Here is a 17,677-nt window from a genome sequence, read left to right as displayed (position 1 = left end):
TTGATTTAAACAAAATGGCGGGGCTGACGGGACTTGAACCCGCGACCTCCGGCGTGACAGGCCGGCGTTCTAACCGTGCTGAACTACAGCCCCGCCGTCTTTTTTATTATAACACAAAATTTGGTGGGCGGAAGAGGATTCGAACCTCTGACCCCCGGCTTGTAAGGCCGATGCTCTCCCACTGAGCTATCCGCCCTTCGGGGGCCTAAATTAACCAAAAATCGCTTACCTGTCAATGAGCTCGAATTTCTTCGCCTTCACCTTTCTTGAGTAGGGTCCAGATATCAAGGGGCGGTACATCCTTGAAGAGTTTCTCCGGATCCTCCAGCACAAGAGCCTCTTTGAGGACTTCATCCATGTGTTCCACCATTATTATCCGCAGTTTTCGGGTGATCTTGGGAGAAATCTCCTTAAGATCCTTCTCGTTTTCCTTGGGCAGAATTACGGTTTCGATGTTTCCGCGCCGAGCAGCCAAAAGTTTCTCCTTGAGACCACCCACCGGAAGGACTCGACCTCTCAGCGTGATCTCTCCGGTCATGGCCACCGTATTCTTAACCGGGATTTTGAGAAGCGCCGAGACGATGGCCGTAGCAATGGTAATCCCGGCGCTGGGGCCGTCCTTGGGAATGGCTCCTTCAGGGACGTGGACATGGATGTCTATTTTCTGGTAAAAGTCTGGAGGAAGCCCCAACTGATGAGCCCGGGAACGTACGTAGCTCATGGCTGCTTGAACCGATTCCTGCATAACTTCACCAAGCTTACCAGTGATATTGAGCTGTCCCTTTCCGGGCATGATCACAGCTTCGATCTGAAGGAGCGACCCTCCGGTCTCGGTCCAGGCCATGCCGGTGGCCATACCTACTTCGGGCTTGCCTTCGGCCACCCCGTATCGATAACGGGGCATCCCTAGAAGCTGATTGAGCCTTCGAATCGTGATAGTGAAAGGCTTGAAGGCCTTGGGATCCTTAGCCACTTCTTTGGCAATCTTACGGCAGATGGTAGCCAGTTCCCGCTCCAGATTCCTTACTCCGGCTTCCCTGGTATAACGCCTAATGATTTCTAGCAAGGTTTTGTCCGGTAGCGGAACCTGATCAGGTTTGAGACCGTGGGCCTCGAGCTGACGTGGGAGTAAATAATGTCTGGCAATTTCGAGTTTTTCCTCCTCGGTGTAGCCCGGGATCTCGATAATCTCCATACGGTCAAGGAGCGGTGCCGGGATAGTGTGTAGGGCATTGGCAGTGGTGATGAAAAAGACCTGTGAGAGGTCGTAGCCCAACTCCAGATAGTGATCTTGAAAGGAATGGTTCTGTTCAGGATCGAGGACCTCAAGCAGGGCCGCCGCCGGATCACCCCTAAAGTCCGTTCCTATCTTGTCCACTTCGTCCAAGCAGAAGACCGGGTTGATGGTACCGGCCTTGCGCATACCTTGGATGATTTTTCCTGGAAGCGCCCCGATATAGGTACGGCGGTGTCCACGGATCTCAGCCTCGTCTCGAACTCCACCCAGAGACATTCGCACGAAGTTTCTCCCCAAGGCCCGGGCTACCGAACGGGCCAGCGAGGTCTTACCCACGCCCGGAGGACCAACTAGGCAAAGGATCGGCCCTTTGATCTTCTTGACCAGTTTCTGGACCGCTAAATGTTCAAGGATGCGCTGTTTGGGTTTCTCAAGACCGTAATGATCTTCGTTTAGGATCCTTTCGGCTTCCTCGATATCGAGTTTATCCTTGGTTTTTTCGAACCACGGAAGACTTAGGATCCAGTCGATATAGTTTCTCACCACCGTAGCCTCGGCGGACATGGGGGACATCATGGAGAGTTTCTTGAACTCCCGCCGGACCACAGCCGCCGCTTCTTTCGGGAGGCGTTTTTTCTTAATCCGTTTTTCGAGTTCCGCGAGATCAGAACGTCCGTCTTCCCGCTCTCCCAGTTCCTTCTGAATAGCCTTCATCTGCTCGTTGAGGTAGTAGTCGCGCTGGGTCTTCTCCATCTGCTTCTTGACCCGGTCTTTGATCCGCTGTTCCACCTTGGCCACCTCGATCTCGCCCCTGAGGTAGCCGTAGACCATTTCGAGCCGCTTGCGTACACTGGTGAGTTCAAGGAGCCGCTGTTTTTGAGAGAGTTTGAGATTGAGGACCGTGGCCACCTGATCGGCGAGCTTGGCCGGCTCGTTGATCTTAAGGATATTGTTTACCAGATCCGAGGGTATTTTCTTGTTGATCTGGCTGTATTCCTGAAAGGCCTCATGGGTGAGCTTCACCAGAGCCTCAAGCTCTGGTCCGGCTTCGATAACCTCGGTCTTGGGTTCCACCTCCACTACGAAGAATTCGTAATCCGGGATGAACCGCACGATGCGACCGCGCTGCTTGCCCTCCACCAGGGCCTTGATGGTTCCGTCTGGCAGCCGCAGCACCTGAATAATCTGTCCTATGGTGCCTACACGGTAGATGTCATCTTCTTTGGGATTGTCTAGCTGAGCATCTTTTTGGGCTGCCAAGAAAATTTCTTTTCCAGTAGAGAGGGCGTGCTCAACGGCTAGGATACTCTTTTCCCGTCCGATAAAGAGCGGAACCAAAGAATTAGGATAAAGGACGATGTCCCTTAAGGGTAAAAGGGGCAATCTTAAAAGCTGATTCTGCTCCGTACTCATAACCCTCCTTCGGCCTGGTGGCCTTTAGCATTTATTCAAGCCTCCTGGGCTTTCTTTTCATAAATTATGATTGGTTTTTCCTTCCGCAAGATGACCTCTTCGGTGATGACGCACTCCCTTACGCCTTCAAGCGAAGGCAACTCATACATCACGTCCACCATAGCCTCTTCCAGGATGGCTCGAAGTCCTCGAGCTCCGGTTTTTCTGCGCGTGGCTTCCCGGGCAATGGCCCGAAGGGCTCCCTCGGTGAAACGGAGCTCCACCCCATCCATTTCAAAAAGCTTTTGATACTGTTTGACCAAGGCGTTTTTGGGTTCGGTGAGGATCTTTATCAATTCGTCCTCAGTAAGCTCGTCTAACGTAGCCACTACCGGAATCCGGCCTACGAATTCCGGAATCATGCCGTACTTGATGAGATCTTCCGGCTGTACCTGGGCTAGAATCTCACCAATACTCATATCGTTTACATTCTTGATCTTGGCTCCGAAGCCGATCCCGCTTTTTCCAAGGCGCTGTTTGATGATCTCTTCCAGACCTACAAAGGCCCCACCACAGATAAAGAGGATATTGGTGGTGTCCATCCGAATATATTCCTGCTGGGGATGCTTGCGACCTCCTTTGGGAGGGATGTTCGCAATGGTGCCCTCAAGAATCTTTAAGAGGGCCTGCTGCACCCCCTCTCCGGAGACGTCCCGCGTGATGGAGGGGCTTTCGGATTTGCGAGCGATCTTGTCTATTTCATCGATATAAACGATCCCTCTCTGGGCAAGCTCAAGGTCGAAGTCTGCGGCCTGAAGCAGATTGAGGAGGATGTTTTCCACGTCTTCGCCTACATATCCAGCTTCAGTAAGGGTAGTGGCGTCGGCAATGGTAAAGGGTACGTTCAAGAACTTAGCGAGCGTTTGGGCCAGTAAGGTTTTTCCGCAACCCGTAGGGCCTATGAGGAGGATGTTGCTCTTCTGGAGCTCTACATCCTTGAGATTGAGGCCACTTTCAATGCGTTTGTAATGGTTATGGACCGCCACCGCCAGGATCTTTTTGGCCCGTTCTTGCCCTACGACATATTGATCGAGAAAATCCTTGATCTCCGAAGGTTTAGGGATACGTTTTAGTTTTTCGTCCGCGAGTTCTTTTTCGTAGTCCTCGGCGATGATCTCGTTGCAGAGTTCCACGCATTCGTCACAGATATAGACCGAAGGTCCGGCGATGAGCTTGCGGACCTCCTGTTGACTTTTTCCACAAAAGGAACAATGGAGTTCGGAGGTTGTCCTAGAACGATTCATGATTTTTCTTGAGCCTCCTTTTTATTTTCCCGGTGTTCGATGATCTTATCAACGAGACCATATTTTAGGGCTTCATGGCTTGACATATAGAAATCTCTCTCGGTGTCTTCCTTTATGCGTTCGACCGGCTGTCCGGTATGGTTAGCTAAGATGTTATTGAGGAGTTCCCGAAGGCGGATGATTTCTCGGGCCTGGATGTCCACGTCCGTGGCTTGTCCCTGAAAAGCTCCCATGGGCTGATGTAGCATGATCCGGGAATGGGGTAGGGCGTAGCGCTTACCCTTAGCCCCTGCCGCAAGTAAAACCGCCGCCATACTGGCGGCCTGCCCCAGGCATATGGTACAGACGTCAGGTTTCACGTACTGCATGGTGTCGTAGATGGCCAGCCCTGCGGTCACGATCCCTCCGGGGGAGTTGATGTAGAGCATGATGTCCCTTTCCGGATCTTCGGCCTCGAGGAATAGGAGTTGGGCGATCACCAGATTGGCCAGTTGGTCGTCGATGGGGCCTCCGATGAAAACAATTCGCTCTCGGAGCAACCTGGAATAGATGTCATAAGCCCTTTCGCCCCGGCCGGTTTGTTCAATGACGATAGGAATAAGAGGCATTCTTAATCCTCACTTTTTTCTTGATTTTCAGAGCCATTTTTAAGGGTAGCTTGGGATACCAGGAACTGCAAGGTCTTTTCTGCCAGAAGCTTCGGAACCATGTAAGTCATGATCACTCGCATGGCGTCCTCGGGTTTGCCCCCCGAGGCCTTGGCCATTTCCTGGGCCTTCTTCTCTAGGTCCTCCTGGGTGATGGTGATGTTTTCCTGCTCGGCGATCTTTTCAAGAACCATTTCTTCCCGGGCCTGTCTTTCAGCTACGGGCCGTAGCCGTTTTTTAAGCCTTTCCACAGAAATACCCGCGGACTCGAAGGTGTGCCCTTTTTGCTGGAGGTCTTGTTCGATGCCCTCGAGCATTTGGGCGATTTTGAATTCGATATAACGCTCAGGGACCGGAAAATCTACCTTTTCGAGGATCTTGGAGAGGAGGTTTTCTCTAAGGGTCTCTTCGGCCTTGCGTTTCCTCTCCTCTTCCAATCTGGCTCTAACCCGTTGTTTTAAGTCCTCGGCGGATTTAAAACCTAGTTTCATCTTTTCCACGAATTCGTCATTGAGAGGGCTCAATTCCCGAATGTAGATTTCGCGAATTTTTACCTCATACCTTATCTTTTTGCCGGCCAGAAGCTCGTTCAGGGCATCCTCGGGATATTCCACTTCTACTTCTATTTCATCCCCGGCTTTGTGGCCAATGAGGGCCTTTTCCACCCTTTCATCGAATTCCCCTGTGCCTACGTCCACATAAAGGGCCTCGGCTTCATGTCCTGGAACGGGCTTATCCCCATCAAAGGCCCGAAAGGAGAGAATGGCTACATCCCGTTCTTGGAGTTCGTGATCTTCCGGGGCCTTTTTGACATCCGCGAAGGTGTAACGCAAGGCCTCGAGGTACTGTTCTACCTCCTCTTCGGAGACCTCCTCCGAGGGTTTTTCCACTTCGAGTCCGATATAGACTTCCCTCGGCAGCTCGAACTCCGGACGGATATCTACAGCGGCCGTGTATTGAAAGGCCTCATTTTCGTTTACTCGGCCATGACTTTCCACTACGGGCCTTAGGATAGGTTCCAGACCGCTTTCCTTGACGGCCTTGGGGAGGGATTCCGAGATCAGAAGTTCGGCCACTCGATCTTCGATATGTTCCCGGAAGAGACGTTTTAGCACCGATTTGGGTACCCGTCCCTTACGGAAGCCTTTGAGATTTACCTCTTGGGAAAGTTTCTGACAGGTACGATCAATGGCCTTAAGCACTTCCTCTGGAGGAATTTCTACCTGCAAGCGTTTTTCCACGGCACTTATGTCTTCTACGTTTACCTTCATAGAAGCTACTCCTTTCCCCAGAAATTTTTCTTAAAAACCTAACGGGATTTAAGGTTGGCGACAAGACCTATCGAAGATAAGCGTCGGACATACTGGCCAAGGCTATTTGGGAGAGAAAGGCCTGGAGATGTTGCTGGGTCTTAAAATCCATATAGGTGAATTCGATACCCGCTTCTAGGCCCTCTTCGGTTTTCTTGCACCAGCGTATAATGCCTTTGGCTTTAATCGGAGGTTTGAAGGCGATGGATAAATAGATCTCATCGCCTTCTTTTATTCGGTATAAATTTCCCCTTACCCGGGCCCCTGCTGCACTCAAGTCTAAAAGTTCTACCTTACACATATAAGTGTTATTAGCTAGGGCCCCCGAGGCTCTAACTTTATAACGGTTAAACCACCTTCTTTCAGCCACTAACTAACTCGCTCACTAACGAAAAACCTCATTCTTTTCATTTTATTCATTAAATTAAAATTTCCAAATTTTTTGGAAGGAGTTGTTTCAGGATTTCGTCCTATTAATTGAGATTAACTTCTAATTTTCTTAAATTTTATTGGATATTTTTACTATTCTTTTGAGAATGGAGTGATCTTCGAATTTGAGAGCTAGCATTAAAATAAAAAAATGAGGGGCGAGCGAGAGAAATTAAACGATCATCCGGAAGTTGAGGACGAACTTTCTCCCTTTCCCCTCCATTTCTACCTCATGTAAAAGTATCTCCTCACATTTTTTGAGGCCCTCCAGTTTTTCCCAGGCCTTCAGCCGGGCCGAAAACCTGTCGATTTCACGGAAGAGGAAGAAGTTAAGGAAATAAACATCAAGTTTCGATCTCTTTCAGACGTTCAAGGTTTTCCTCTAGGCGTTTTAGTTTCTCCGTAAGCTCCTCAGCTCGGATCTTTTCCTTAGTTACTACCTCTTCTGGGGCCTTTTCGATGAAATTTGGATTTTCAAGTCTGGCCCGAACACGGGCAAGTTCTTTGGAGTACTTTTCCTTTTCTTTGGAGAGTCTCTTGATCTCTTGGGCTACATCCACCAGGTTCGCCAACGGTACGAAGACTTCGGCCTCTGTCAAAACCACTGAGGCCGCCCCCCGAGGTCTTTCCCCGGACACCTCTATCTGCAGGGCTTCCGTTCCGGCCAGAAGCTCTATTAGGGGGCTATGCTCCCTAAGGACTTCTTTAACCGACTCTTCTGAGGTGAGAATTACCACCGGGAGCTTGCGGGTGGGGTGAAGGCGATAGTCCGCCCGGATACCTCTGACCGCCACTACAACTTCCCGAACGAGGTCCATTTCCTTTTCGGTCTCTGGAGAAACGAACTTCTCTTCTACCTTGGGATAGGGAGCTACCATGATAGATTGGCCTTCATGGGGAAGGGCCTGCCAGAGCTCTTCGGTCACAAAGGGCATGAAGGGATGAAGGAGTCTCAGCGAGGTCTCAAGCACGTGAAGGAGGACGTTCTGGGCAAGACGCTTGGCCTCTCCGCCCTCCCGAAGATAGAGTTTGGAGGCTTCCACGTACCAATCGCAGAACTCGTGCCAGAAGAAGTGATAGATGGCCAGGGCTGCCTGGTCAAATTCGTAGGCCTCAAGTCGGTCCCGCACCTTCTGAATGGTCTTCTGAAGGCGCGAGAGGATCCAGCGCGATGGAAGCGGTAAGGCCTCGGATTTGAGTTCTCGAGGTTCATAGTCCTCAAGGTTCATGAGTACGAACCGAGCGGCGTTCCAGATCTTGTTGACGAAGTGTTTGAAACCCTCGATCCGAGATTCCGAAAGCTTTATATCCCGGCCCTGGGCCGCTAGGGCCGCAAGTGTAAACCGCAGGGCGTCCGCTCCGTATTTTTCGATCATGACCACCGGATCGATGACGTTGCCTCGACTCTTGCTCATTTTCTGGCCCTTCTCGTCCCGTACCAGGGCGTGGATATAGACCGTGCGAAAGGGAATGTTCCCCATGAAATGAAGGCCCATCATGATCATTCGGGCCACCCAAAAAAAGAGGATGTCAAAGCTGGTGACCAGTACCGAGGTAGGATAAAAGGCCTTGAGGTCCTCGGTTTTTTCCGGCCAACCCAGGGTGGAAAAGGGCCAGAGGGCCGAGGAGAACCAGGTGTCAAGGACGTCTTCCTCCTGCCGAAGGTTTTTCGACCCGCATTCTGGACAGCTTTCGGGATCCTCCCTGACCACTATGGTCTTTCCACAGTCTTGGCAGGTCCAGGCCGGGATGCGGTGTCCCCACCAGATCTGCCGCGAGATACACCAGTCCCGAATCTTGTACATCCAGTCGAAATAGAGGTTGTTCCATTGCTCGGGGACGAGCCGGATAAAGCCATTCTCTACGGCCGCTGTGGCCGGCTGAGCCAGGGGTTTCATGCGCACGAACCACTGTTTTGAGAGAAGCGGCTCCACCACGCAGTCGCAACGGTAACAATGGCCAAGCATGACCTCGTAATCTTCGGTTTTGACGAGAAATCCCTGAGCCTCAAGGTCCGCCACTACCTTCTTTCTGGCCTCGAAGCGATCAAGGCCGGCGTAAGGCCCGGCTTCTTCGGTCATCCGTCCGTTTTCGTCCATGATCTTTACGAAAGGAAGATTGTGACGGCGAGCCATCTCGAAGTCCGCGAAGTCATGGGCCGGGGTGACCTTGACCGCTCCGGTTCCGAACTCGGGGTCCACGCTCTTGTCCGCGATAATAGGTATTTCCCGTCCGATGAGGGGTAGTTTTATCTTGCGACCTATGAGGTTCCGATAACGCTCGTCCTCAGGATGGACGGCCACCGCCGTGTCTCCTAGCATGGTTTCTGGACGGGTAGTGGCCACTACTACCTCGCCTGAGCCATCGGTGAGAGGGTAGCGAATGTACCAAAGGTTTCCGGCGATGGGCTTGTGCTCCACCTCGATGTCCGCAAGCGCCGTGTGACAACGAGGGCACCAGTTGATGATGTAGTCCCCCCGGTAGATGAGGCCCTCCTCCCAGAGTCTAACGAAGACCTCTCGTACGGCCCGGGAGAGCCCTTCATCCATGGTGAAACGCAACCGCGACCAGTCGCAGGAGGCCCCTAAACGTTTCAACTGCTCTATGATGCGGTTCCCAAAACGTTCTTTCCATTGCCAGACCCTCTGAAGAAAGGCCTCACGGCCTAAATCATGGCGGGTCTTTCCTTCGCGGGCAAGCTCTCTCTCCACCACGTTCTGAGTGGCGATTCCAGCGTGATCCGTCCCGGGAAGCCAGAGGACGTCATAGCCGTCCATACGCCGATAGCGTACTAGGATGTCCTGGATGGTATTGTTCAGGGCGTGTCCGATATGAAGCGACCCGGTAACATTAGGGGGTGGAATGACTACACAGAACTTGGGTTTCCTGGGGTCGAGTTTGGGCCGGAAATACCCCTGTTCTTCCCAGTACCGGTACCATTTCTCTTCAAGTCCCCGAAAGTCGTAAGCCTTTGGAAGTTCCTTCACCGAGGGCCCTCCCTTTTTGAGAGATTGCCTTTTCTTTAAGCCAAAAATAAAGTAAAAGCAAGGTTTCAAGATGCGAACTCTGATCCTGGGTGGCATAGCTTCGGGAAAGAGTCATCTGGCGTTGAAGTTGGCCCTTTCGGCTCCATCCCCCAGGATCTTTGTGGCCACCGCGGAGGCCACTGATCCTGAAATGGCCGAAAAGATTGAGAGACACCGGCGAGAGCGGGGAGAGACTTTCCTCACGGTGGAAGAACCGTTGGAGCTTCCGGAGGTCTTGAGGCGTATTTCCGGAAAGACTGTGGTGGTGGACTGCCTTACGGTATGGCTAGGGAACCTTCTCCATTACGGGAAGGAACCTCATGAGTACTTTGGAAGTCTCTATTCCGCGGTTAAAGATTTTGCGGGCCGGCTTATTCTGGTCTCAAACGAAATCGGTTTGGCTCCGGTAGCGGCCGATGCCTTGACCCGACGCTACGTCAATCTCCTCGGGGAACTCAATCGGGAGCTTTCAGAACGCTGTGAAGAAGTGCTTCTGGTGGTGGCGGGGCAGAGCCTGAAGTTGAAACCCGCGTGAGATAGGCCGTAAGATGTCCCAGACGAATATCACCTTCTACTACCACAGGGAGTCCCTCCATCGAAAGATAGACTCGAATTTTTTGTGAGCGTTTGATGAGTTCACTTTCAAAAGGAAGGCTTACCTCAATTTCCAAAACCCTTTCCCATCCCCGGAAAGTTTTGATCTCTTTCTGCCCTTTGAAGAGGAGACGAGCGAAGTGTGTCTTTTTCCCCGCAAAGATGGGGAGGGTATAGATCTGCCCCGGGGAGTCCCAGTTTAAGGTAAGGGCTGCCAGGAATCCGGTAAGTTCGTCAAAAAGGGGAAAATTTGCCGGAAAGGTATCGCGCCGATGTTTTTCGAAAGTGATCTTTTCTTTAATTACGCAACCATTTTTTCGGTCAAAGAATATACGTTTTCTTTTCGGGTGCCCTCTTTCTAGGACTTCTATTTCGGTCTTTACGGGTTCTCCTGCCTGGTTGGTCTCCGTTCGCCAGAGAGATTTGAAGGGGAAAATGAAGGCCCCTAGCCCGGTGGTGCGGGCATAGGCCACCGCCTGACCTTCCTTTTTCCAAATTTCGATCTTCCCTATGAAGATAAACTCCCAGGAGACCCGGTACTCAAAGTAAAGGTCCTGGGCTTTGGCAGACTGGATGGATAGAGATACCAACAGAAGGCAGAGGAAGATAAACACTTAGGAACCTTCTTGAGAAGAGAATTTCTCTTTTAATTTCTTCGCCACCACTGGAGGGACCAGGCCATCCACCGAACCTCCAAATTTGGCGGCCTCCTTGATGATGGTGGAACTGATGAAGATCCACCGGAAACCAGGCATAAGGAAGATAGTGTCTATGTCCCGGGCCAGACGTCGATTCATCAAGGCCAGCTGGAACTCGTATTCGAAATCCGAGACCGCTCTCAGTCCCCGCACGATGGCTCGGGCCCCCCTTTTCCGGACGAAATCTACCAGCAGGCCCGAGAAACTCGTGATCTCCAGTCGGTCTCTGTCCGGTATCTCTTTGACCGCTTCTTGCAGCATTTCGAGTCTTTCTTCTAGGGAAAATAGGGGCTTTTTGGTCGGATTCTCCCCAATGGCTACGATGACATGGTCGAAGAGCTTTAGGGCTCGCTTGATGAGATCGAGGTGTCCGTAGGTTACAGGATCGAAGGTTCCGGGATATACTGCAATCTTAATCTCGTGCTCCATCTTTTCTCCTCAGGAAATAGAGTGCTGTTTCACCATACTTCCGGATTTCCACTAGTTCCCAAGGGGTATTCTCTACTGAGAAGCTCTCTTGCTTTCTTTCTTCTACCACGATGAGTCCCCCTTCGGCAAGAAAGGAGGCTTTTATCTGGACTAGAGTTTCCTGACCCAGGCCCGTACCGTAAGGTGGTGTGATAAAGATGAGATCGTAGGGTCCTTCTGGAAGACGCTTGAGGTCGCGGGGAAGTTGGGCCTTAAGCACCCGGGCCTTCTTTTGGAATCCGGCCCTTTTGAGATTTTCAAGGATGACCTTCACCATGCGAGGAGAGGCCTCTGCAAAGATGACTTCTTCTGCTCCCCGGGACAGGGCCTCAAGCCCGAGGGCTCCTGTCCCGGAAAAAAGATCGAGCACCCTTGCCCCGCAGACCCGCGGGCCTAAGATATCGAAAAGGGCCTTTCTCGTCCTTTCGGTCATGGGTCGGACTCCCGAGATTCTAGGGGAAATGAGTTTCAGCCCTCTGACCGTGCCGCCAGTGATTCTCATGGAATCTCCACCAAGGAAAGGTATTTCTCAAGTCCCCTGGTAAAGGGGTGTTCGAATTCCAGTAATTCCTTTGCCTTTCCCCGAAATACGGGGCGGCCTCTTTCCATGAGCCAGACCTCATCTGCGAGGAGAATGAGGGCCGGATGGTTTTCGGCCAGGATGAGTTTTTTGCCCGCGGCCGTAAGTTTTTCGAAGAGGGCTAGAAGTCTTTCGAGGTCCGTAAGGTGAAGCCCCATGGAGGGTAGGTCGAGGAGGATGAAATCGGCTGACCTGCGGGCTGAAAGCTCTCGAAAGAGTCGTAGGCGGAGCTTCTCTCCGCCGGAAAGGGTCCTTAAGGGCTGACCGAGCCTAAGGTAGGAGAGGCCGTTTTCTGAGAGGAAGAGCAAGGTTTCGTTTATCTTCGGAATGCGGGCAAAAAGATTGAGGGCCTCCTCCACGGTAAGTCCAAGGACCTCAGGGAGGGTGAGCCCTCGGTAGGTGACTTTCATGACCTCGGGTTTGAGACCCGTGCCTCCACATTCTTCACAGAGGACTTCGGTTTCTGGTATTCCCGAGATTCGAAGTATCCTTCGGCCCTCGCCCCGGCAGAGCGGGCATCTGCCCTCCGGGGAGAATGGACTGAAGTGTGCGGGCTTGAGGTTCAAGGCTCGGGCCTTGGGGGTCTCGGCAAAAAGACGGCGTATCTCGTTGAAGATACCGATGAAACTGGCTACTAGGCCTTTTAACTTTCCCGGGATCTCGCCGCAAATGAAAAGAACGGCCTGCCCTTCGGCGGAGAGGTCTTCTGCGAGTTTTTTGAGATACTGAGTCTTTCCGCTTCCGGAAGGTCCACAGAGGACTGTTAACGTGCCTTTGGTTGGTCGGATTTGACGTTTTAGGCGTCTTGTGCCGGAAAGAAAGGCCCCGGTGGGAAGATCCGCCCTTAGGGAAAGCTCCTCCGGAGACCCCACAAAAAGAAGCCGGCCTCCATGTTCTCCGGCCCCTGGGCCGAGTTCTACTATCAAGTCCGCAGCCTTGATGAAGAAGGGGTCGTGTTCCACCAGGATAACCGTGTTTCCGGAAAGTACGAGTTTCTTTATGAAAACCAGGAGTTTTTCCTTTTCCTGAAGGGCAAGTCCTAGACTGGGTTCGTCCAGCACGAAGACACAGCCCGAAAGCCCGGTTGAAAGGAGGCTTGCAATCTCTATCCGCTTTCTCTCGCCGGTGGAGAGTCGATGAAAAGGGGAAAGAAGGTGGAGATGCCCCAGACCGAGCTCGATAAGGGTGGTAAGGACCGATAAGGCCCTTTCCCTAAAGGGGAGGAAGAGCCTTTTCGCAAGGCCGCTAAAGGTCAGCTCTTCAAGGAAGTCATGGAGTTCTTCAAGTGGGAGCTCAAGGATCTCCGAGACCTGTTTCCCACCGAAACGAACCGAAAGACTTTCCGGCCTGAGCCTCAGCCCACCGCAGTGGGGACACGGGCTTCCGTCTTTTTCCCCGAGGCCTCCACATTCCGGGCAAGCACCCCGGGGATGGTTGAAAGAAAAACTTTCTGGAGAGAGTCCTGGGACTTCTAAAAGGCAATGAGGGCATCGGTTTTTGAGGGTGAATTTATATTCTGATCCCTCTAGGACTTTTATTTTTACTGGCCCTCCGGATAGGCCTTCGGCAAGCCTTAGGGCTTCAAGGAAACGGATTTCAGTGCCTTCTCTCTTTATCAAGCGGTCGATAACTACTTCCACCCGTTCAAAGCTATCCGGTAGGGGCTCCTCCGTGAGGTCAAGCTCCTGGCCGTCGATTACGAAACGGCCGAAACCTTCCGAGAGCAAATAGGAAATGGCCTTGGGGGAGGGTTTGCTAAGTGGAGCCAGAACGATAAGCTTGGTTCCGGGCAAAAGCTCCCCAAAAAAGGCCAAAAGTTCGGAGATAGTGGAAGTCCGAACAGGTTCTCCGCAGCCCTGGCAGGTAGTTTCTCCGAGCTCAGAAAAAAGACTCCTCAGCACTTCTAAAAGCCTGCTTACCGTGCCTACCGTGGAACGGGGATTCGGAGGGGGAACCCTCTGAGGGAGAGCTACGGTAGGTGGTATGCCCGAAGCCTCCTTTAGATCCGGTGGGGGAGGAATCTTCACCTCTTGAGATAAGGCTAGGGCCGAGAGGTAACGTCTCTGCCCTTCGACTACAATGGTATCTAAAGCTAGCGAACTCTTTCCTGAACCAGAGGGCCCGGTAATCACAATGAGGGCCCTTTCCGGAAGGCTCAGCTCTTCGATTTTGAGGTTGTGAGTGGTGACATCCTGGAATCTCATTTAGCCCAAGGATAAACCGGAGGACAAAAAGACCGCAAGTCTTCCTTGACAGGTAACGAGGCGGAGGTTAGTTTTATAGCGTCTGCGGCCCCATCGTCTAGCGGCCTAGGATACTGGCCTCTCACGCCAGAGACCCGGGTTCGAGTCCCGGTGGGGCCGCCAGTGGTTTCAAGGGTTTCCGGACACCCCCTGCTTTATAACTTGCCTTGGTGTCCATATTGGTGTCCATAACCTGGCCCTAATAACCGCCAGTATTCGTTTTTGATCAACTTTGACTTTCCGGGTGGTATTCAAAATTTTGTGTCCGGGGGATAAAAGGAGAGGGAGCCCCTAGTGGGGCCCCTCCACAAGGAAAAAACTACAAACGGAGGTGATACCATGAAAAAGCATAACCCCTTCCCCGAAGAATTGCTAGAGGAAATCCAGAACTGGGAAAACTTCACCCCTAAAAACCTCCTCACCTCCATCTTTAATGGCCTGGCTCTGGCACACCGCGCCATCCACCTCAAGAAACATCCCCATGACAAGGGAAACGGCTTCTACGAAAGAACACTACAGATAGGTGGCTCTAGGGCTTACCCTGGACTCCTGGGCCTCACCTCAAGCCTTTTTCCTCAGACGGATATTCAACTTTATAAGGTAGGCCTGTGGGGGTTATTTCCATTCGGAACGGGATCGGGACTTCAGGTATGGGGTGCTAGCTAAGGAATTGCTAGAGGGCAGGTGGAGGAGGGTCAACTGGAAATACCAGCGGGTGGCTCACCTCCTGAGATATCTTTTCGAGGAAAGGTTAAAAAATGAGAACCTCTTGGTCTAGACACAGAAAACTTGACAAGCGCCGGATTTTAGGTCTTTCGGTAGCCTCGTCTCTTGCGGGAAGAAAGCCCCAGGCCTAACTTCCGATACAAGGTGTAAAGCCTTTTAAGACCCACCTTAAAGCCTTCTCGCTTAAGAAGAGCCCAGAGCCTCCGATAACCATAAACTGGCTTTTCCAGGGCAAGCTCCCTTAGCCTTTTAGCCAATTTTTCTTCCTCAGAGGCCTTTTTGCTCCGATAAAAGTAGGAAGACTTGGAAAGGCCTATGAGGCGGAGGGCTTTGTTTAGAGAAAGACCCTCTTGTACCAATAGGGAAGCCAACATTTTCTTTTCCTCCCGAGTCAGAAATTTTTTTAATCACCTGTGTTAAGGCCTGGATTTCGAGTTCTTTTTCGGCGAGCAATCGTTTGAGGCGTGCATTTTCTTCTTCGAGGGCTTTTAAGCGTTTAGCTTCGGAGGCAGAGAAACCGCGATATTTTTTTCGCCATCTATAGATGGTTTGCTCGGAAACGCCGTATTTTCTGGCGGTAGCGGCTACGGAGTTTCCTGGGGTGTCTGCCTCGGCCAGGATTTTGATGAGCTGGTCAATAGAGAACTTTTTCATTGCTTACCTCCATCGATTTAGATTTTGGATCTATAAATCCTAACACTCCAAGTGGTTCGAAAAATGAGGGGCAGGTCACCGGGGAGAGATACCTCAGCACCGAGCTCTTTAGAACCTAAAACCTTACGATATAAGATCTTCGTTTCTGCAAAAAGGGGCTTGAAAAGCACCCGGAAATTTTGTAATTAAAAGGTCCAAATTCCCGGAATAAAGAAGCTTACTGTGGAAGACTTTTATACCTACAAATTTTCTCTCTGGAAAATAAGAATAATAAAAAGATTTTTTCCCACCGTAAAAGGAAATCTATCTTCTAGGCAGGAAGTCGAGGATCTCTGTCAAAAGAAGGGCAAAATAAGATTATTGGTCTGGGGAAGTACATTAGAGAACGAAAGAGTCAATTTCAATAAATCGGTAGAAGTGTATCGTTTAGAGGATGGGTTTATTAGATCCATAGGACTGGGCATAAGGTTATCTATACCCATTTCTCTGGTGGCTGATCCTATAGGTATATACTATGATGCAACCAAGCCCTCCTATCTAGAGGAAATTTTGCTCGCGAGAAAATTTGACAATGTTATTTTGGAACGAGCGCAGAGGGTAATAGAATTATTGAGGCGTTACAAGATAACGAAGTATAATATCTCAACTGACAAAAAATGGAGACCCCCAAGAACGGATAAAAAAATAATTGTTGTTCCCGGTCAAGTAGAAAGTGATGCTTCTATTAAGTTCGGATCTCCTTATATAAAGACTAACTTAGAGTTACTAAAAAGTGTGAGAGAACATAATCCAAATGCTTACATAGTTTATAAACCACATCCGGATGTAGTGGGAGGATACCGGAAAGGAAGTTATAAGCCAGGCGAGCTTTTGAAATTTTGTGATGAGATCTGTGTAAATTCTTCCAGTTACGATATCATTTCATACGCAGATGAGGTGCATGTTCTTACCTCCTTGTTCGGTTTCGAAGCGCTCATTGCCGGAAAACCCGTAACTTGCTACGGACATCCTTTTTATGCTGGTTATGGCTTGACCACTGATATTTATCCTCATCCCAGAAGAAATATTAAATTAAGCCTTCAGGAGCTTGTAGCTGGGGCTTTATTACTTTATCCTATGTATGTAAGCTTGATAGATGGCAACCGAATAAGTGCGGAAGAAGCTATTTTTGAACTTGTTAACTTGAAGAAAAATTTGCCTTTTAAGTTAAAATTGTGGGGATTATTGCAAAATCTTTTCGATCCCTTTTTAAAAATTAGAAAATTTTGATATAATTTCTGGTCGAAATGGCCTATTTAAAAAATCTGAATTTTTACAAAAATAAAAATGTTTTGCTTCTTCAAGGGCCAAGAGGTCCCTTTTTCTGGTGGCTAAAAAAAGATTTGGAAAAGGCTGGAGCCAAAGTTTATAAGGTTAACTTTAATGGTGGGGATCTTTTATTTTATCCTTTTGAGTGTATAAATTTCCGAAAAAGTTTGAAACACTGGAGAAAATTTTTGGAAGATATAATAGATAAATATAAGATTGATATTGTTCTTCTTTTTAGTGATTGGAGACCATGGCATAAGATTGCTTGCGAAGTTTGTAAACGAAAAAAGATTATAGTTGGCTCTTTTGAAGAGGGTTATATAAGACCAAATTATGTCACTTTAGAGTTAAATGGAGTAAATGGTTATTCGGTATTGTGTAATCAACATATTGATTATTCTAAGGTAAATATACCCCCAAAATTTATAGAAAATCCAAATCCGATAGGAAATCCTTTCTGGCACGAAGTAATCTGGGCTATTCTTTATTACTTAGCAGCTAACATTCTTTATCCTATCTTTCCTCGCTATCGCCATCATAAGAGCTTATATTTCCCTTTTTGTCTATATAAAGAAGCTCTTCCTTGGATTAGGTCTATTTTCAGAAAGTATTATTATCAAATAAAAGAGAAGGAACTTAAGGAATACATATTAAAAAAACTTAAAAATAAATATTTCTTAATTCCATTGCAGGTTCACAATGATTCTCAGGTAGTTATCCATTCAGATTTCAGTTGTGTAGAAAACTTCATTAAATATGTAATGAATTCCTTTGCAATACATGCAAAAAAAGAGCATTATTTAGTGTTCAAGCATCACCCCAGAGACAGAGGATATAAAGATTACACTAAGTTAATTAAAAATTTAGCCAAAGAATTAAGGATTGAAAGAAGGGTTTTTTATATTCACGATTGTCATTTGCCTACTTTTATAAAAAATTCATTAGGAGTAGTACTTATCAATAGCACGGTAGGAACTCAGGTATTATATCATAAAAAGCCTCTTATTGCTCTTGGTAAAGCTATTTATAATATTGAAGGTTTGACTTATAAGGGTTCTCTA

At 49.5% G+C, this 17,677-nt stretch carries 16 protein-coding genes, 3 tRNA genes and 1 pseudogene; 6 read left to right on the top strand and 14 right to left on the bottom strand.

All coding sequences use genetic code 11. The features are described from left to right. Positions 1-15 precede the first annotated feature (15 nt). The 8 genes from TDIS_RS05295 to TDIS_RS05260 all read right to left on the bottom strand — a co-directional run bounded on the left by TDIS_RS05295 (position 16) and on the right by TDIS_RS05260 (position 9,306). Positions 16-93, bottom strand: a tRNA-Asp gene (locus TDIS_RS05295). A gap of 28 nt (positions 94-121) precedes the next feature. Next, a tRNA-Val gene (locus tag TDIS_RS05290) sits at positions 122-196 on the bottom strand. Between the two features lie 36 nt (positions 197-232). After that, positions 233-2,650 carry an endopeptidase La gene (lon, locus tag TDIS_RS05285; protein WP_068670078.1) on the bottom strand — a complete coding sequence of 806 codons (2,418 nt, stop codon included), beginning with the start codon at positions 2,648-2,650 and terminating at the stop codon, positions 233-235. A gap of 35 nt (positions 2,651-2,685) precedes the next feature. Then, positions 2,686-3,933 carry an ATP-dependent Clp protease ATP-binding subunit ClpX gene (gene clpX, locus TDIS_RS05280; protein ID WP_068670076.1) on the bottom strand — a complete coding sequence of 416 codons (1,248 nt, stop codon included), beginning with the start codon at positions 3,931-3,933 and terminating at the stop codon, positions 2,686-2,688. Next, the gene (clpP, locus tag TDIS_RS05275; RefSeq protein ID WP_068670071.1) at positions 3,930-4,541 is read right to left on the bottom strand and encodes an ATP-dependent Clp endopeptidase proteolytic subunit ClpP; all 612 of its coding nucleotides are present in this window, start codon (positions 4,539-4,541) and stop codon (positions 3,930-3,932) included. Before clpP ends, clpX begins: the two co-directional genes overlap by 4 nt. 2 nt (positions 4,542-4,543) lie before the next feature. Beyond that, positions 4,544-5,851 (bottom strand): trigger factor, encoded by a 1,308-nt coding sequence (gene tig / locus TDIS_RS05270; RefSeq protein WP_068670068.1) that lies wholly within the window; start codon positions 5,849-5,851, stop codon positions 4,544-4,546. A 67-nt stretch (positions 5,852-5,918) separates the two neighbouring features. Continuing rightward, complete coding sequence (locus TDIS_RS05265; protein WP_068670066.1) at positions 5,919-6,260, bottom strand: PilZ domain-containing protein; 342 nt, start codon at positions 6,258-6,260, stop codon at positions 5,919-5,921. A gap of 403 nt (positions 6,261-6,663) precedes the next feature. Continuing rightward, positions 6,664-9,306: a valine--tRNA ligase gene (locus tag TDIS_RS05260; protein ID WP_244147484.1), complete on the bottom strand. Its 2,643-nt coding sequence runs from the start codon at positions 9,304-9,306 to the stop codon at positions 6,664-6,666. 70 nt (positions 9,307-9,376) lie between these two features. Between TDIS_RS05260 and TDIS_RS05255 the strand changes: the two genes are divergently transcribed. Next, positions 9,377-9,880, top strand: coding sequence for a bifunctional adenosylcobinamide kinase/adenosylcobinamide-phosphate guanylyltransferase (locus tag TDIS_RS05255; RefSeq protein ID WP_068670064.1), 504 nt, complete (start codon positions 9,377-9,379; stop codon positions 9,878-9,880). On the opposite strand, the gene TDIS_RS05250 is transcribed toward TDIS_RS05255, so the two are convergent. The 4 genes from TDIS_RS05250 to TDIS_RS05235 are packed head-to-tail and all read right to left on the bottom strand — an operon-like array spanning position 9,801 to position 13,889. Next, on the bottom strand, positions 9,801-10,553 hold the full coding sequence (locus TDIS_RS05250) for a DUF3108 domain-containing protein (RefSeq protein ID WP_068670062.1): 753 nt from the start codon (positions 10,551-10,553) through the stop codon (positions 9,801-9,803). The genes TDIS_RS05255 and TDIS_RS05250 overlap by 80 nt on opposite strands. Next, complete coding sequence (gene coaD, locus TDIS_RS05245; RefSeq protein WP_068670060.1) at positions 10,554-11,066, bottom strand: pantetheine-phosphate adenylyltransferase; 513 nt, start codon at positions 11,064-11,066, stop codon at positions 10,554-10,556. Beyond that, the gene (gene rsmD, locus TDIS_RS05240) at positions 11,050-11,607 is read right to left on the bottom strand and encodes a 16S rRNA (guanine(966)-N(2))-methyltransferase RsmD (RefSeq protein ID WP_068670057.1); all 558 of its coding nucleotides are present in this window, start codon (positions 11,605-11,607) and stop codon (positions 11,050-11,052) included. The genes coaD and rsmD overlap by 17 nt, the downstream gene beginning before the upstream one ends. Further along, positions 11,604-13,889 (bottom strand): excinuclease ABC subunit UvrA, encoded by a 2,286-nt coding sequence (locus TDIS_RS05235; RefSeq protein WP_068670056.1) that lies wholly within the window; start codon positions 13,887-13,889, stop codon positions 11,604-11,606. The genes rsmD and TDIS_RS05235 overlap by 4 nt, the downstream gene beginning before the upstream one ends. Positions 13,890-13,975: 86 nt before the next feature. Between TDIS_RS05235 and TDIS_RS05230 the strand changes: the two genes are divergently transcribed. The 3 genes and pseudogenes from TDIS_RS05230 to TDIS_RS11545 form a co-directional block, all read left to right on the top strand. Next, positions 13,976-14,051, top strand: a tRNA-Glu gene (locus TDIS_RS05230). A 216-nt stretch (positions 14,052-14,267) separates the two neighbouring features. Beyond that, entirely contained in the window at positions 14,268-14,594 is a 327-nt protein-coding gene (locus TDIS_RS05225; RefSeq protein WP_153303778.1) for a hypothetical protein, read from the top strand. Continuing rightward, positions 14,533-14,706: pseudogene (locus TDIS_RS11545) on the top strand (IS256 family transposase); the annotation flags it as partial. The gene TDIS_RS05225 and the pseudogene TDIS_RS11545, both read left to right, overlap by 62 nt. Positions 14,707-14,734: 28 nt before the next feature. Here the strand turns inward: TDIS_RS11545 and TDIS_RS11160 are convergent. Both TDIS_RS11160 and TDIS_RS10830 read right to left on the bottom strand, forming a co-directional pair. Further along, complete coding sequence (locus tag TDIS_RS11160; RefSeq protein WP_161939481.1) at positions 14,735-14,911, bottom strand: IS3 family transposase; 177 nt, start codon at positions 14,909-14,911, stop codon at positions 14,735-14,737. A 10-nt stretch (positions 14,912-14,921) separates the two neighbouring features. After that, positions 14,922-15,308: a transposase gene (locus TDIS_RS10830; protein ID WP_084270974.1), complete on the bottom strand. Its 387-nt coding sequence runs from the start codon at positions 15,306-15,308 to the stop codon at positions 14,922-14,924. Between the two features lie 222 nt (positions 15,309-15,530). Here TDIS_RS10830 and TDIS_RS05215 point away from each other — a divergent pair, with 222 nt between their 5' ends. After that, positions 15,531-16,577, top strand: a complete 1,047-nt coding sequence (locus tag TDIS_RS05215) for a capsular polysaccharide export protein, LipB/KpsS family (protein ID WP_068670052.1) — start codon at positions 15,531-15,533, stop codon at positions 16,575-16,577. A gap of 17 nt (positions 16,578-16,594) precedes the next feature. Beyond that, on the top strand, positions 16,595-17,677 hold a 1,083-nt coding region (locus TDIS_RS05210), incomplete at its 3' end, for a capsule biosynthesis protein (RefSeq protein ID WP_068670050.1).

Origin of the sequence: Thermosulfurimonas dismutans, from assembly GCF_001652585.1 — a bacterium.
In the GTDB taxonomy this organism is placed as follows: Bacteria; Desulfobacterota; Thermodesulfobacteria; order Thermodesulfobacteriales; family Thermodesulfobacteriaceae; genus Thermosulfurimonas; species Thermosulfurimonas dismutans.
Note: the sequence above shows the minus strand (reverse complement) of the source record. Positions and strands in the feature narration are given on the sequence as shown.